This is a genomic window from Desulfovibrio subterraneus, from assembly GCF_013340285.1.
In the GTDB taxonomy this organism is placed as follows: Bacteria; Desulfobacterota; Desulfovibrionia; order Desulfovibrionales; family Desulfovibrionaceae; genus Halodesulfovibrio; species Halodesulfovibrio subterraneus.
Genome location: NZ_BLVO01000005.1, coordinates 186,120 through 201,890 on the forward strand (window position 1 = coordinate 186,120; position 15,771 = coordinate 201,890).

Annotated in this window: 13 protein-coding genes, 3 tRNA genes and 1 pseudogene; 3 read left to right on the forward strand and 14 right to left on the reverse strand. The window is 55.2% G+C overall.

All coding sequences use genetic code 11. From position 1 onward, the window contains the following. Positions 1-141 precede the first annotated feature (141 nt). The 6 genes from HUV30_RS03845 to HUV30_RS03870 form a co-directional block, all read right to left on the reverse strand. On the reverse strand, positions 142-750 hold the full coding sequence (locus HUV30_RS03845; protein ID WP_174404115.1) for an FmdE family protein: 609 nt from the start codon (positions 748-750) through the stop codon (positions 142-144). Beyond that, positions 734-1,519 (reverse strand): ABC transporter ATP-binding protein, encoded by a 786-nt coding sequence (locus HUV30_RS03850; protein WP_174404116.1) that lies wholly within the window; start codon positions 1,517-1,519, stop codon positions 734-736. Before HUV30_RS03850 ends, HUV30_RS03845 begins: the two co-directional genes overlap by 17 nt. Next, entirely contained in the window at positions 1,516-2,586 is a 1,071-nt protein-coding gene (locus HUV30_RS03855; protein ID WP_174404117.1) for a FecCD family ABC transporter permease, read from the reverse strand. The genes HUV30_RS03850 and HUV30_RS03855 overlap by 4 nt, the downstream gene beginning before the upstream one ends. A 3-nt stretch (positions 2,587-2,589) precedes the next feature. Next, positions 2,590-3,717: an ABC transporter substrate-binding protein gene (locus HUV30_RS03860; protein WP_243452060.1), complete on the reverse strand. Its 1,128-nt coding sequence runs from the start codon at positions 3,715-3,717 to the stop codon at positions 2,590-2,592. 224 nt (positions 3,718-3,941) lie between these two features. Then, a complete protein-coding gene (locus HUV30_RS03865) occupies positions 3,942-5,258 on the reverse strand; it encodes a hemolysin family protein (RefSeq protein ID WP_174404118.1) in 1,317 nt (438 codons plus the stop codon). Positions 5,259-5,739: 481 nt separating this feature from the next. Further along, entirely contained in the window at positions 5,740-6,597 is an 858-nt protein-coding gene (locus tag HUV30_RS03870) for a DJ-1/PfpI family protein (RefSeq protein WP_174404119.1), read from the reverse strand. Between the two features lie 237 nt (positions 6,598-6,834). Here HUV30_RS03870 and HUV30_RS03875 point away from each other — a divergent pair, with 237 nt between their 5' ends. Beyond that, the gene (locus HUV30_RS03875) at positions 6,835-7,860 is read left to right on the forward strand and encodes a GlxA family transcriptional regulator (protein WP_174404120.1); all 1,026 of its coding nucleotides are present in this window, start codon (positions 6,835-6,837) and stop codon (positions 7,858-7,860) included. A 190-nt stretch (positions 7,861-8,050) separates the two neighbouring features. Here HUV30_RS03875 and HUV30_RS03880 read toward each other — a convergent pair whose 3' ends face one another. The 8 genes and pseudogenes from HUV30_RS03880 to HUV30_RS03910 form a co-directional block, all read right to left on the reverse strand. Next, on the reverse strand, positions 8,051-8,731 hold the full coding sequence (locus tag HUV30_RS03880; RefSeq protein ID WP_174404121.1) for a GNAT family N-acetyltransferase: 681 nt from the start codon (positions 8,729-8,731) through the stop codon (positions 8,051-8,053). A gap of 317 nt (positions 8,732-9,048) precedes the next feature. After that, positions 9,049-9,810: an HNH endonuclease gene (locus tag HUV30_RS03885; protein WP_174404122.1), complete on the reverse strand. Its 762-nt coding sequence runs from the start codon at positions 9,808-9,810 to the stop codon at positions 9,049-9,051. Between the two features lie 285 nt (positions 9,811-10,095). Next, positions 10,096-10,326, reverse strand: a complete 231-nt coding sequence (locus tag HUV30_RS03890) for a hypothetical protein (protein WP_174404123.1) — start codon at positions 10,324-10,326, stop codon at positions 10,096-10,098. A gap of 29 nt (positions 10,327-10,355) precedes the next feature. Beyond that, positions 10,356-10,484 carry a hypothetical protein gene (locus HUV30_RS18445; protein WP_276512306.1) on the reverse strand — a complete coding sequence of 43 codons (129 nt, stop codon included), beginning with the start codon at positions 10,482-10,484 and terminating at the stop codon, positions 10,356-10,358. A 500-nt stretch (positions 10,485-10,984) separates the two neighbouring features. Beyond that, positions 10,985-11,061: transfer RNA gene (locus tag HUV30_RS03895), tRNA-Asp, on the reverse strand. A gap of 80 nt (positions 11,062-11,141) precedes the next feature. Further along, positions 11,142-11,218: transfer RNA gene (locus tag HUV30_RS03900), tRNA-Asp, on the reverse strand. Positions 11,219-11,232: 14 nt separating this feature from the next. Further along, positions 11,233-11,308, reverse strand: a tRNA-Val gene (locus tag HUV30_RS03905). A gap of 795 nt (positions 11,309-12,103) precedes the next feature. Next, a pseudogene (locus HUV30_RS03910) lies at positions 12,104-13,234 on the reverse strand (sigma-54 interaction domain-containing protein); the annotation flags it as partial. 610 nt (positions 13,235-13,844) lie between these two features. On the opposite strand from HUV30_RS03910, the gene HUV30_RS03915 reads away from it, so the two are divergent. After that, the gene (locus HUV30_RS03915) at positions 13,845-14,837 is read left to right on the forward strand and encodes a 4Fe-4S dicluster domain-containing protein (protein WP_174404146.1); all 993 of its coding nucleotides are present in this window, start codon (positions 13,845-13,847) and stop codon (positions 14,835-14,837) included. Further along, complete coding sequence (locus HUV30_RS03920; protein ID WP_174404125.1) at positions 14,830-15,432, forward strand: hypothetical protein; 603 nt, start codon at positions 14,830-14,832, stop codon at positions 15,430-15,432. The genes HUV30_RS03915 and HUV30_RS03920 overlap by 8 nt, the downstream gene beginning before the upstream one ends. Positions 15,433-15,771 lie beyond the last annotated feature (339 nt).

Genomic DNA, 15,771 nt, shown 5'->3' on the forward strand with positions numbered 1-15,771 from the left:
TTATACGAGGTGCAGGAACGTTAGGTTCCTGCCCGGCGGAGCCAAATTATACCAGAAATGACTTTGTCAGTAGTCTGAACAGCTCTGTCACTCAGGTGGTAGGGCTGCGATGGTTCAGAATGGGCACCTGACGGCAGCTAATCAGCGCTTCTGCTCCATGGTTTCAAAGCAGGGTATGCACAGGGTCTGTCCGGCAAAGCGTCTGGTGCGCGATTCCATGGTCATCTCGCCGCATTTGCCGCAGCACAGGCTGGCCAGTATGCATGCCGGACTCGGGGGCGGGGTTTCCAGCTCCTGCACATCGAAGAGGTTTTGCAGCGCTTCGCTCATGAGATAGGCCTGCTGATTGCTGCGCAGTTCTTCCGATTCTTTTTTCTCTTCCGCCGTGGCAACACCCTTGAGCACTTTGCCCATCAGTTCGCCCATGCGGGCCGTGTTTCCGCGTGCCTCGGGGCGCAGCAGGGCACGAAAGCCCTCTTGGGCAGGGCGGTTGTAAAAGGAAAATGCCATTTTGCCGTAATCGCGGTGGATGAGGTTGCCCTTGCCGTAGGTGCAGCCTAGCAGGTGCTGGATGGCGTCCACCCCGCACATGTCCGTTTCAACCACGGCAACAAGGTCGCTGTCGCGCGCGTCCGGCCAGCGCAGGCGGGCCAGTTCTGCCGCACGGATGCCTATGCTGAGTCCCGGACAGCTGTGTCCGTGGAAGTCGATAACCTTCCGGATGCGTTCTTCACTAAAGGTGGCGGGCATGGGCAGGTTCCTCCATGTGCATGGGCACCACAAACGGGTAGCCGTTGAGTTGATGAATTTCCACGGGCAGGCCGTATACCTCTTCCACAAGGCTGCCGCATAGCTCGGTGGTATTTCCGGCTGCGAACACCTTGCCGTCTTTCAGAAAAAGGTATTTGTGGGCGAACCGCAGGGCCGTGTTGAGATCGTGCATGGTCATCACGGCGGCAAGGCCATGGCTGTCCACGATATGTTTGAGTAGGGTCATTATCTCCATCTGGTTCCGCATATCCAGTGCGCTGGTGGGCTCGTCGAGCAGCAGAAGGCGCGGCTCCTGTACCAGCGCACGGGCAATGGCCACCTTTTGCAGCTCGCCACCGCTCAACTGGTCTATGAAGCGCAGTTCCATGTGCTTCAGGCCCAGTTGTCTGAGCACCGCATCCGTCATGCACAGGTCTCGCTCACCTGTTCCCCATCGTATGTGCGGTTTGCGGCCCATGAGCACGGCGTCGAACACGGTGAGCCGTGAAACCTCGTTGCGCTGGGCCACGTAGCCCACTTTTTGCGCTATCTTGAGCGGGGTGCAGGCGAGCACGTTGAGATCTTCCACCTGCACGCTGCCCGCTGCGGGCCGATGAATGGCGTTGATGCATTTGAGCAGGGTAGTCTTGCCCACGCCGTTGGGGCCGAGAATGGCCAACAGTTCGCCGCGTTTTACCTCGAATCGGACATCATCCAGCACCGGATGGCTGTTGTACTGGAACAGCAGTCCATGCACGTTGAGAATCATCGTCTTGTCCCCCGTATGATGAGGTAGATGAGAACCGGTGCGCCCATGAAGGCCGTAAGCACGGAAACAGGGAGCACCTGCGGCGCAAAGAGGAGCCGTGCCGCCGTGTCGGACACCAGAAGCAGCAAGCCACCGGCAAGTGCCGATGCGGGCAGCAGGAAACGGTGGTCTGCTCCTATGGCGCGACGCACCAGATGGGGCACTACAAGGCCCACAAAGCCGATTATGCCCAGAAACGCGATGATGACGGAGGTGAGCAGCGATGCCATGAACATGCCGAGCATGCGCACGGCATCCACCCGCACTCCAAGGCCGCGTGCTGTTTCGTCACCTGCATCGATGGCGTTGTAGTTCCAGCTGTTCGCAAGAAAGAACAGGGTGCAGCCGCCCGTTGCCATTGCGATGATGCCAAGCTCTTTCCATGACGCCCGGGCCACATCGCCGAAGGTCCAGAACACCATGGCCGCAAGCTGCACATCGTCCGCAAAGTATTGCAGGAACATGGTGGCCGCCGTGAACAGGGCGCCGAGAGTAACGCCGGAGAGCACCATCACTTCGGGCGTGGCACCCCGCGTGCGGGATATGAGAATGATAACGCCCGCCGCCAACAGGCTGCAGCCAAGAGCACAGCCGGTGGTGATGGCCGGATGCGTTATGGAAACCGCACCCACGGCGGATGATGTCATTGTGCCTGCAGAGAGAATCATGACGCTGAAGGCGGCACCGAAGGCCGCCGCGTGGGATATGCCGAGGGTGAACGGCGAGCCGAGCGGGTTGCGCAGAATGGATTGCATGGCCGCGCCGGAGACGGAAAGCCCTGCTCCGGCCACGATGGCTGTGAGAATCTGGGGCAGGCGTATGTTCCACACAATGGCCTGCACCTGCCTGCTGACCTCCAGTCCCGCAAGACTTCTGATCACTTCGGCTACGGGGATGCTGGCCGCCCCCGAGGCGATGGAAAAAACAATGCCCAGTGCCAGCGCACAGCAGGTAGCCAGCATGAACAGCAGCTTCATGCACAGGTAGCGGCGATAGGATGCCGGTGCCTGCCCGTCTTCAAGGTGCATGGGCTACCTCAGAGGCAGGGGCGAGAAGGCCAGCCCGCCGAACATGGCGTTCATTTCCGCAAAGACCGGCTTGCCCACGAGGAACGTGTAAATGCGGTCTGCCTGCACGGCGGGGTCTATGTCAGCAAAGGCATCGGGATAGAGAAGCGTACCTGTGTACCAGGCGTTGGCCAGAATGGAGCCGAAGTTCTGGGTGTACCAGTTGTAGGGCAGCACGCCGTACGCCGCGTCGCGTTTCACGGCGTGCAGGGTTGCATAGGCAGGGTCTGTCTGCAGTTCGTGCAGGCCGCTGGTTTCCTCACCCAGTTGCAGGGTGGCGAGATCGAGGAAAAGGTAGTCCGGATTCCACACCACGATCATTTCTTTTGAGATGTTCGCATTCTGCGTGGTCGTGGAAGCGACTTTGCCGGATTCGAGCGCAAGGTTGCGGGTTTTCACGAACATGAAGGGCGGATATGCCGGTTCGGTGGACTGAAAGCCGTGTGGGCCTTTGAAGGCCACCCCGCCGAGAAAGACGGATGGCGCATCCGCCGTGTTGATGCTCTCGCAGCGTTTCGCCAGTTGCGCAATCTGGTCTTCGAAAAAGGCAATGACTTCTTCTGCGCGCTGCTGTTTGCCGAGCACCTCGCCCATAACGCGCAGCGAGGAATAGAGCGTCTGCCGTTTGTCCGTGAGGTTGCCGTAATCGAGAGGCACAACGGTGATGCCGGTTTTCTGCTGCAGCTCACCCGCATCGTATCCTGCCGCAGGGTTGGTTTTGAAGATGATCTGCGGTTGGGGTTGCAGCCCCAGAATAAGCTCGGAATTATCATGCCCGCGGAACTCTCCGAAAATGGGCATGGTCTTGAACTGGGGATTGGCCAGAGCATAGGGGCGCGCGTCAAAGCTGCGGCGTCTGGTTTCTATGTCGTCCACGGCCACAATGCGGTCCTGTGCCTGCAGATAGACCAGCAGCCGCAGGCAGCCGGAGCCGGAACAGATGACATGCTGCGCATTGGTTACGGTCACCGGATTGCCGAGCGCATCCGTTACTGGGGTCTTTGCCCCGCATACACTGGCGGCAAGCAGCAGGCTGAGGGTCATGAGAGTGGACAGCATGCTTTTCCGCAACAGGTTTTCACGCAGCGTCATATCTATCCTCTGTGCTAAAATTAATTTTTTAGTAACACGTTTTGATTATGGCATAGAAAACTGTGCGTCAAGCGTATCCGATTATTGTTGAGGTAGTATCCCCCTCCGGTGTTCGGGGAAAAGAGAAGGGCAGGGTGAATAGTTCCGCCAGATATGCACAGGGCATGACAAAGGGCTGCATCGGCAGATGCAGCCCTTAAGGTTTTCAGGAGAGGCGGAAGAAATTAGTTGTGTGTATCCGGCTGCCTGTGTGCAGGGTCGGGCAGACGGCTGGCCATGACCTTGTCTATTCGGTTGCCGTCAAGGTCTACCACCTCAAGCCGCCAACCCTGCCATTCCGTGCTGTCAGCCGTGCGTGGCACCCGGCCGAAGAGCCACATCATCATCCCGTTCAGCGTATGGAAGCGGCCCTTGCCTTCTTCCGGCACAGATTTGAGGCCAAGGCGGTCCTTGAGATCGGATACGGGAATCATGCCGTCCAGCAGCAGGGAGCCGTCTTCACGCTGCACGGCCCACACGTCTTCGGGGTCACGGGGTCTGAACTCGCCTGCCAGCGCTTCCAGCAGGTCCTGCAGGGTGATAAGGCCAAGAATATCGCCGTATTCATCCACGACAAAGACCATCTGCACGCCGGATTCGCGGAACTGTTCCAGCAGCTTCATGCCGGTGAGAGATTCCGGAACATAGACTGCGGGTTGCAGGTATTCCGTGATGGTATCAGGGGGATCGCCTTTGAGCTGCTGCTTGAGCAGGCGCTTGGCCGTAATGACGCCGAGTACCTCATGCAGGTTTCCCCGGCATACGGGGTAACGGCTATGGTTGGAAGCGACAAGGAAGTCCAGGTGTGCTTCAAACGGCTGTTCGATGTCCAGAAAGACAATCTCGTTTCGGGGGGTCATCAGCGAGGCAATATGACGATCGTCGAGCCGGAACACGTTTTTGAGCATTTCGTGTTCCTGCTTTTCAATGATGCCCGATTCAGAGCCTTCCACCAGTATGGCGTGGATATCTTCTTCGGTTATGTCGCCGCTGTCGTGATTCCGTTTGCCCAGCAGCTTGAGAAGGCCGTCGGTGGAAACGGAAAGCAGGCACACAAAAGGCCGTGAAAGGAGCGCGAGCAGGGCAATGGGCCGTGCCATGAGCCGGGCAATGCGTTCGGCATTGGACTGGGCAAAGCGTTTGGGAACCAGTTCGCCGATTACGATGGAAAAATAGGTAATGCCCGCCACAACAGTGGTGGTGGCCACGATGGAGCTGGTTTTCTGTGCCATGCCCAGGTTGCGGAGTTGCTCTGCAAGAGGACCGGCAAGCGCAGCCTCGCCGACAATGCCGTTGAGAATGCCAATGGCGGTAATGCCGATCTGCACCGTGGAGAGAAACTGGGTGGGCTCTTCGCCGAGCCGGATAGCGGTGGCGGCGGAACTGTCGCCGTTGTCAGCCAGTTTTTGCAGGCGGCTTCTGCGGGCGGTGACAAGCGCTATTTCTGACATGGCGAAAACGCCATTGAGAAGTATCAGGGCAAAGAGCAGGGCGATGTCCAAAAAAGAACTCCTTTGAACGGTAGTGAGTTGGGGAGGGCGGTTCAACCTGTCATCAGTCCTACCCGTCCTACCCGTCCGGCCCGTCCGGTATGTCGGGCCTGTCCAGTATGTCGGGCCTGTCCAGTATGTCGGGCCTGACTGCCAAATCCGTCAGGTCTGCGAAATCTGCCATGTCTGGCAGGAGCTTCAGGTCTGGCAAGTGCTTCAGGTCTGGCAACCCAGGTAAGTCTGGCAGATCCGGATCGGGGCTGAAACCCGGAAGAACATCACTATACATAAGAAAGCTGGAACGAAAGACAAGGGAGCGGGCTGCCTGTTCATCTGTTTAGCCGAAAGATTGTTTGTTACGGGAAGGACCACGCGCCACAAGGGGCGATCGGGTATCACGATTCGCGCCATACCCGTTACACGAAGGGTGCGCCCAATGCGAAACAGCCCTGACGGTGTACCGTCAGGGCTTGCAGGTTCTTGATAAGGCTTTTTACGACGCTGCTGGGAGTGTTACCCCCAGCCGTGCGGCGTGTTCCTTCAGCAGTTGTGCTGCATCGGGGGCAACCTGCTTGAGATAGCCACCATATTGTTCCTGCACTGTTTTGACGAGTTCGGGTTCCGCCACCCTGGGAGAGCCGCAGTTGAACGGCGGGTGCGGATCATATTCAAGCACAAGCTGCTTAGCCATGGCCGTTTGGGTGTCGCACAGCAGTGAGAGCAGGGTGAGGCCAAAGTCTATACCCGAGGTGACGCCTGCTCCTGTCACGCGGTTGCGGTCGTGCACAACTCGCTCTGCAACCGGCACCGCGCCGAAATAGGCGAGCTGCGGGGCAAGGCTCCAGTGTGATGTGGCCCTGTAGCCTTTGAGCAGACCCGCCGCACCGAGGATGAATGAGCCTGTGCACACGCTGGTTACCCACTGCGCCTGCGCGCCCGTTGCGGCAACCCATTCGATCATGTCGTGCTTTGCGATCTGCACATACGGGTTGCTTGTGCCGGGTACGCAGAGAATATCCGTGCTCGAAATGTCAGCGTAGGTTGCCGTGGGAACAAGGCCCAGCCGCCTGTCTGACCGGTTCTCGGCAAACACGGGATTACGGTCTGCCGCCACAAAGTCCACGGAGAATTCGGCACCGGCAAGCACCTCCACTGGACCGATGAGGTCCAGCGCGGTCATGCCCTCATAGAGCAGAAAGGCGATGTGCGGCTTGCCCGGTATCCGTCCTGCCTGCTGTGAAGCGGACGGCTGCTCTCCGGAACCGGTCTGCGTGGAAAAGGCGCGGGTGGCAGGGGCAGCAAGGGCGGCCATGGCACCAAGGCAGGCTATGGAAAAGGTACGACGGTTCATGTTGTCTCCTTGATGGGGTTGCGGTTGCAGCAGACGGTAAGCACAGGGTGACCGGATGAATGGCAACGGTTGTTGCCGATGGCAGAAAGCTGTCGGCTGCGATTGGAGCAAGATACGCCCATGCGGGTGACCATGAAATCAGGGAGAAGGACATTAACCGAAAGAAATTCGCCAATACCAAAGGAAACGCGAGGTTGGTGATTGCCGGAATATCCTGCCGGTATTAGAAATGACGCCATGAATAAGCATTCTGCTAACGACGGCATACATCCCGCCTATCCTGCCGACGGCTCCGGCGTGGCGAAATCCCGTAATGCGCACAAGGTTGCCATTCTGGCGGTTCCTGATTTTGTTCCCTTCGACATCAGCATCCCGTATCAGGTGTTCCCGCTGGTACGGCTGGCAGACGGCCTTGCACCGTATGAAACGTGTTTCTGCGGACCGGAGGATGCAGCCGGCAGCCGAGAGTTCTCCATTCGCGCCGTGCATTCTTATGAGCATGCCCTGTTGTGCGACACGATTATGGTGCCGGGAGTGTATGACCCATTCGGTGTGGACGATGAAGCGTTGTTCCGCATGCTGCGCATGGCCGCGGCCAAGGGCATAAGAATCGCTTCCATATGCACTGGGGCCTGCCTGCTTGCGGCATCCGGCGTGCTGGACGGGCTTTCGGCCACGAGTCATTGGGAAATTACGCAGGCATTGGCGCAGCGGTATCCGGCCGTGCAGGTGGTGCCGGATGTACTTTTCGTGGACAACGGGCAGGTGCTCACCTCGGCCGGGCTGGCTTCAGGGTTGGACCTGTGCCTGCATATCATCAGAAAGGATTATGGCGTCTCTGCCGCTGAGCGGATTGCCGACTTCTTTGTCATGCCGCTGGAGCGCGAAGCAGGGCACTGTCAGGTTATCCGCCGGTATCCCGCGCATGAAAAGGACCGTCTCGCCGAGCTGCAACTCTGGATTCTGGAAAATCTGCATAAAGAGTTGTCGCTGGAAGGGCTGGCCGGACAGGTGTGCATGAGCACGCGCACCCTGCACCGCCGGTTCAGGGAGCAGGCAGGCGATGCCCCCATGGTGTGGGTTGCTAAAGCGCGTATCCGCAGGGCGCAGGCTCTGCTTGAATCGGGCAGTATGTCTGTGGAACAGATAGCGGCTGTAACAGGTTTTGGTTCAGCCACGGCGCTGCGCGATGGCTTCCGGCGGCACGTGGGCAGCAGTCCCTCTGCGTGGCGCAGAGCGTTTGCGCAGCGCGAAGCTTCATGATGACACTATGCTGCTCCCGTGTCGTATGAGCCCTGAAGAGAAAAAAGCCCTGACGCGTATTGCATCTGGGCTTTGTATTTCTGTGCCGGAGCCCTGACGAACGGGATGGTTTTGCGTTCGCAGTACTGGGGAATGCGCTGTAAATCGGCCGGAAAGGTAATCAAGATAAGGATTCTGTCTGACCGAGTGTCTATTTTGTGAGTGTGTAGATCAGGTGCAGCATCGGTTTGGATTTAACCATTTTACTAAATGAGCCGGTTATCTTTGCTCCAAGCGATTCAGCGACCTTTCGTGATGCAATGTTCTCGGGGCGTATTTCAAATACAACGCAGTCCAGATGCAGGCTGTTAAAAGCATGGTTGAGCAGTACTTGTGCGCTCTCGAAAGCATACCCCTTATGCCAGTGCTTCTTTTTGAATATATAGCCTATTTCATGATATTCCGAGCCATTAATGGTCGTTGGCAACAGTGCAGCCTGCCCCAGAACTTCATGGGTGGTTTTGTCGGAAACTAAGAAATAACCAAGGTTTTTGGTGGTATATAAATGAATACACTTATTCATCCATTCCATGACATCGTCATCGCTGAAAGAGTATTCCCATGCGTACATAACGTCAGGGTCTTGAAGTATGGATGCTAACTCGCCAAAATCCATGAGAGCCATTCTTCTGAGAACCAGCCTGTCAGTTTGCAGGAAGATATCGTCTGTATTGTGGTTGGTCGGCATTGTTTGATTCTGGTGTGAATGGTTTTGAGGGGGCAGTGTTCCTGATCGGGGATAGTCGTGCGCAGGTGTGCTTTCTGCTGCTGATCCCGTCGCTGTGCCGCAGGCTGCCCTGTCAGGACGAAGAGCAAGATATATAGAAATCATGGCTGGAGCGAAAGCCTCTGTCCGCGCAGCAGGCATTGCGGCGGGCCGTTGTGTTTCAATGTTTTCGAAGGATACCTTGACGGTTTATGGTTCGGAAATACGAAGCCCTGACGCATGCTGCATCAGGGCTTCGTATTTCCGTGGCGGAGCGGTACCTGACAGGCGGAACTCGAACCTGCGTCGACAGTGGGACAGGTAGCGACCGGCTTTAACTCACCAGAACTATTGCAGTGTGGATTTGTATTCTTTTGAATGCAATTTACCAACCGTTAATATAAGATGATAATTTATTTATCTTTAAACATTAACATGTTTTGTTAATTTGACTTTATTTGTAGTGCAGATTGTAGTGCATTTGATGGACGCCGAACAAATTGATCTTTACCAGCTTTTTTTTCGACGTAGGTTCTGAAAGTTCCGCTTTCAATCATAAAAAAAGCCTTTTCCTTAGCTTCCTCAAAAGAACTAAAATTGGTCTCACCGGCTACAAAATTAATTCTAAGGAAATACCCGATCGTTGTCTCAATTATTACAACTTTATGTTTTTTGTGATCTATCGAGTGTGAGCAAATGTAATTTTTGCTATGTAATTCTCTATCATTGTAACTGAACCATTTTGAAGAGTTAAGAAATGTTTTCAACCTTCTGTTGTATCGGTTTTGTGATTCTATATGGTTTGAAGCAAGAGTCGTGTCCGTTAAATTGTCACAACAATATGTTCCAACAATGATTCCCTGCCAATGTTCATGCTCTATAAAGTAGGCATGGCGAAGACTCGAACCACAAAGTTCACAGGTTCCGACTAGATCGCCAAGGTCCTCATGGTAAGCTAATACCCAATTTGTTTTGGGCATTATAATGCAATGTGTTTCCGCGTGACAACCTTTGCACAAGGTCGCACAATCATCATAATCATACTGCCATAGCTGGCGACCTCGAATATATTTTTTGTGATGAACCTGTAGAACCACTCCATCTTCTCGGCCTCTACCACACTTGGTACATCTAAAATTATCAATTTCTAAAATTTTTGTTCTAAAATTCTCCCATTCTTTTTTTTTGCAAATTGACGGCTTCATTTCACGCTCCTGTTTCACGCGGAGAGACTAGTTGCGTTAGATATGATTTATAATTGATAATAAAATTCAACACAGGGGAGCTCATCCCATATTCTAAGCTAGCAGCAATATCAATTAATAAACAAGATTTAACATATTTAAAGTTCTTATTTTATATTCCCTTTCTGCTCGCAGTTTGACTCAAGTTTTTGGATTTAACAAAGCGTTACAGGCTGCCAGTCGCAACGAAAAAGACTTTGGTATTTCGATCTAAGTATATGATTTCTGGTGCTTTCAATAGTCATCTTAGTGTCTTTGCTGGCGTAAAATGTCAAGAAATGTATCTCTACTGCTACGGCTGTGAAGAGGGAGGTCTTCATTAGCACCTTTTACGATTAGTGCCGCGCCATTCCAGTTGGCATCCCATCGCCCCTCTCCACTGCTACTTGTCACAGTTTCAAAAAGATTAAGAATGTCTTCGGTGTTATCAAGATCGAGATTCTCATCGATCCAAGTCTTAAAGTGTACGGGCTGCATATTTCCTCCTTATGATTTAAGACCATGTATTATTTGAAATGTCGATACTCCTTTTCAAATTTTTCCGCAACCAAATCAAAATCTATTCGAGTTGTTGAATCTCCGTCACCATAAAGAGCACATTGTTTGATGGTGGTTTTATATGCTTTGAGTGACATATGAACCTCCCAACTAATGCCAACAGCCTTTTGAGCCAGAGCGAGAATAGTCGCGCCTCCGTCGCCGTCGCTGCCCTCTCTTTCCCAATGTCAATGAACAAGCAGGGTTCGGCAAAGGATAAATTAACATTCTATTTTGTCAGCGACGCGTGGTGAACTTATCAACATCAATGATAAAATGTAGCCTTTGCAGGCAAGCGTTTTTGGCTTGGCACCAAGAAAGGCAAGGTTTATCCATGGAATATGAATGGCTCCCCATGGCTGACGAGCTTTTCACTTTCCTGCTAGGCCATAGCTATACGGCGGTCAAGGGGGGGGGGGGGGCTAGCAGGCGACCAAGCCGGTTGATGTTGAACGAAGGAAAAAGGCTTTAAGCTAACTCCCTAAGATCCTATTAATGGCGGACGGACCGGATTTGACCCCGCGGTGACAGTGGGATGGAGCGGAGGCCGTGAATAGAAAAAGCCCTGACGCATGTTGCATCAGGGCTTTGCATTCCGTGGCGGAGCGGACGGGACTCGAACCCGCGGCCTCCGGCGTGACAGGCCGGCGTTATAACCGACTTAACTACCGCTCCACGTGGGGAGATCGATTGCTCGATCATAATTCTGCCTAAAAAAACGGATGCGTTCTTTCGAACGCATCCGATGTACTCAATGGCGGAGCGGACGGGACTCGAACCCGCGGCCTCCGGCGTGACAGGCCGGCGTTATAACCGACTTAACTACCGCTCCGTAGCATTGTAAAGTGGTGGGCGGTACAGGGCTCGAACCTGTGACCCTCGGCTTGTAAGGCCGATGCTCTCCCAACTGAGCTAACCGCCCACATGAGGAAACACCTTTTAGTGAATCCGTGCTTCGCTGTCAACATCTTTTTCGAGAAACCCGATCAGGCTGTTTTCAGTGTGATCCTGAGCCGTTGTTAGGTCCAGAACCGTGAAGCGAGGGCGTTTTTACGCAAACCACCGTCTCTTGGCAAGCGATTTTTTAAACCATAATCAAAAATGTGTTCATCGCTATAAATAGTGAGTTGTTTCATGTTGTTACAATCTCGTATTTTGCGCACAGGTGTTTTACTATGTCTTTGTGGAGTGCTGCGGGCAGAAGTGATGTATAGAACTCTAAAGGGTTTTCATAATAATCCGATAGACAAGTAGCGGGCGTCGTTTCCGGCCCGGTTCGGGAACATCATGGCATACCGGCCATAAATTCATCAGCGTCAGGGCACCTGACGGTAAGCACGGCAGTACGGGGCGACACCATCCGGCATGGGGAGATGACGGAGGCGCAAGCCCGCTTCGTACACGGTTCTATGAATCGCAAAAACCTGCCTCCGTTACATGATGAAAACCGTAAGCGGCGTCCGCAAATTTTTGTAAGCCGCTCCCCGACTTTATTGCCGCCCCGTGCAACTGCCTGCACGGGGCGGCCTTCTTTTGCCGGATGGCAAAACATGCCGGATTTCCGGTAACCGGAAGCCCCTTCGGGAACTGAAAAGGGCCAATCATGCCAGTGGGTCGTGCTTGCCAATCATGCCAGGTGGTCATGCCTGTCGATCATGTCCGGATCATGTATGTCAGCCGCGCCTGCCGGAAAAATCACTACGCCTGATCTTTCCGGCTAGCTGAAAACGGTTCTACGCAGATCTATACCCCACTTGAGCATACGGTTGCGTACCGTGCCCCTGTGAATTCCCAGAAGTTTGGCGGCCTCCGTGATATTGCCGTTTGCCTGCCGCAGCGCCTGCATCAGTTCCTGCTTCTGCGGGGGCAGGGCGGAAGTCTCTGTATTGCCAGTTCCGTTTTCACGGAGCTGCGCAGCGGTCAATGGGCGGGAGGCGGGCGCCTGTCCGGTAGCCGCCTGTCCGGCATTCATCTGTTCGGTAGTTATCTGGCCGGCAGTCAGAGAGGCCGGAAAGCAGCAGGCGGCGATTTCAGGGTGCGAATCTGCCGTGAGACCGGGAACGAATTCCGGCGGGCAGGAACAGGCGTTGGCACCATCCACCATATACATTGGCAGGTGTTCCAGCTCTATGGGGCCGCTGTCTCCCACCACAAAGGCGTATTCAATGGCGCTTTTAAGTTCCCTGATGTTGCCCGGCCATGCGTATTCCGCAAACAGTGCGGCAGACTCTGGCGCAAGGTCGGGGATGTCTTTGCCTGTGCGCTCACGGCACAGAGAGATGAAATGATCGGCCAGCAGGGGAATGTCTTCGCGCCGCTCCGCAAGGGCAGGCAGGTGGATGGGAATGACGTTGATGCGGAAGAGCAGGTCTTCGCGGAACCGTCCGCGGCGCACCAGTTCCTGCAGGTTGCGGTTGGTGGCGGAAATGATGCGGGCATCCACGGTTATGGAGCGGTTATCGCCCACCCGTTCAATGCGCTTGGATTCCAGCACCCGCAGCAGCTTGACCTGCGTGGGCAGTGGAATGTCACCTATTTCATCCAGAAAGATGTCGCCACCCTGTGCGGATTCAAAGCGGCCTGTCCGCGAACGCACGGCTCCGGTAAACGCCCCCTTCACATGGCCGAAGAGTTCGCTTTCCAGCAGTGACTCATTCAGGGCCGCACAGTTCAGTTGCACATACGGGCCGTTGCGGCGTGCGCCAAGATCATGAATGGCGCGCGCGACAAGCTCTTTGCCCGTTCCGGACTGCCCGCACACGATGACGGGGGCATCGCTCATGGCTGCCCGTTCTATGATGGAAAATATGCGGCGCATGACAGGCGATGTGCCCACCATGCCTGCAAACAAGTGGGGAGTGCTGTCGTTGTGGTGCTGTGTGCGCTTCATGTCATGTCCGGAACGTATTATTTGTGCATTTGATAAATAAATGGTGCATAATCGATTGATCATATGGTTAATCCAAGTTTAGTGGCTGGTAAAGGGGGTATTCGTATGTTTTGTGTGAAATTCTGTAATTCAGGGTGGTTGTTTGATGCTGGAATTGCGCGGCATGGTTTCTGCTCATGAGCTGTATATCGGGCTGTCCGTCAGGCCGGTACTCCGCTTCAACTGACAGTGAACAAGGACTATGCACATGATACGATTCTCAGCGCGTCGAACCCTCCACGCTTTGCACGAAAGCCGGAAGCCCAATGATGTCTCTCGAATGCTACAGGACGGCACGCAATGCGTTCAGGGTGCGCTGCAGTCGAGCGGCAAACCCGAACGCGGGATTGTTGACCTCGCTGCGCCGGAATTCGGAGTGCTGCATGGTGGCGAGTCGCATGTTGCATCACGTGTCGAGCCTGAAGCCGGAGTTATGGAAGCCGTGAAGAGCGTTCAGAAAGCGACAGGCCCCGCAAAGGGCAAGACCACAACGTCACGGCAGGGGCGAGGGTATTCATCTTCAAGACGGATGTTTTTGAAAGCACTGGGCTTTGCAGGGGCCGGTGCTGCCCTGCCCTTGGCCGGACCGGGTGTGGCCCGGGCAGGCGTGATGGGATCAGGCGAGGCAAGTGCCGCTGCCGGACCTGCGGAAGAACTGGTGACGGTGCTTGATCTGAGCAAGTGCATCGGATGCGGAGCCTGCGTCGAGGCATGCCGCGAGAGCAACGGGCATAAGTTTCCCCGTGCGAAAAAGCCATTTCCGGCCATGTATCCGCCACGGGTCAAGGCCGAGGACTGGTCGGAAAAGCAGCAGCTGGACGACCGCCTTACTCCCTACAACTGGCTGTTTTTGCAGAATGTGCAGGTGGAGCATGCAGGCACGGTGCACGATCTCTACATGCCACGGCGGTGCCTGCACTGCGTGAATCCGCCCTGCGCCAATCTTTGCCCGTGGGGGGCCGCCCGCAAGGAAGATAACGGCATTGTCCGTATTGATGATGATTTATGTCTGGGGGGCGCCAAATGCCGCCTTGCCTGCCCGTGGCACATTCCGCAGCGCCAGACCGGCGTGGGGCTGTATCTGCGTCTGCTCCCGTCCCTTGCGGGGAACGGGGTGATGTACAAGTGCGACCGTTGTTACGACAAAATTGCTGCCGGTGGCCAGCCTGCCTGTGTGGAGGTCTGCCCGCAGTCCGTGCAGACCATGGGGCCGCGCAGCGAGATGGTGGCGCTTGCCCGCTCGCTGGCAGAGGACATGGACGGCTACCTCTATGGGCTTGAAGAAAACGGCGGCACCAACACCATCTATGTTTCGCCCGTGCCGTTTGAAAAGATCAACGCCGTTCTGGAAAAAGGGCCGGGCAAGCCGCATATGGGGCAGGTTGGCGATGTTATGCGGCCTGAAACCGCCCTTGCCAAGGCGCTGGTGGCAGCTCCCGTGGCAGGGCTGGTGGCAGGAGCCATGAAAATAGCCTCTACCATCCGCAAGGAACGCCGGATCAGGGAGCACGACAATGACTAGACTGATCTCGAACACCCATTCACCGGCATCCCGCCGGATCGCCCGAGTGTGGTTTGGCATCATGCTGCTCATGACCGTGACCGGCATGGGGCAGATGCCCATATTCAAGCGCTACTATATCGCGGATATCCCCGGCCTCGGCTGGCTGGCAGACCCTTACACGGTGCACTGGGTGCACTATGCGGGAGCCATAGCGCTTGTGGGGCTGGCGGCGTGGCTGGCGATTATGCATCTGGCAGGGAGTTTCGGATACCTGCCCGCGCAGCCCATGCAAATGAGTCAGTCTGGGGTGTCGGGCCAGTTTGGTGATGTGGGCCATTCGGGCCAGTCGAGCCAGACAGGATATTCGGGCCATTCGGGCCAGGCGAGTCAGACCGCAGGGCTGACAACCTCCGGCAAGGTTCGCATTGCGCTGCTGGTGCTGATCATTATCACCGGCTACATGCGCGTTGCCAAGAACCTGCCCGATTTTCACTGGTCGGCAGCTATGACCGTATTCATAGACTGGTCGCATCTCGGTTTTGCCATGCTGCTCGGAGTTGTTGCAGTCATGGCGCGGCTGCGTGGCAACGGAGCATATGTGCTGCGGCGGTAGCGCGTAAGAATCATTATATAAGCCTGATAGAAAGGGCTCCGGAACGTATTCGGACCTCTCAGGGTAATGACGCCCCCTCGTTTCAGTAGAAACACATTCTCGTTAAGCCGGAACTGAGATTCAAAAACGGATTTCCATCGCTCATACGAGGTGCAGGAACGTCAGGTTCCTGCCCGGCGGAGCCAAAAAAATCCAGAAATGGCTTTGCCAGCAGTCTGAGGGCTTCGGAACATGTTCCGGAGCCCTTTTTCTGTTTTTTGTGCGCTTATGTGATCTAAATCAACCCAATCGCCTCAGGTTGTGCTATTCTGACACGCAAAGACAGTGAGTAGCCCGTAA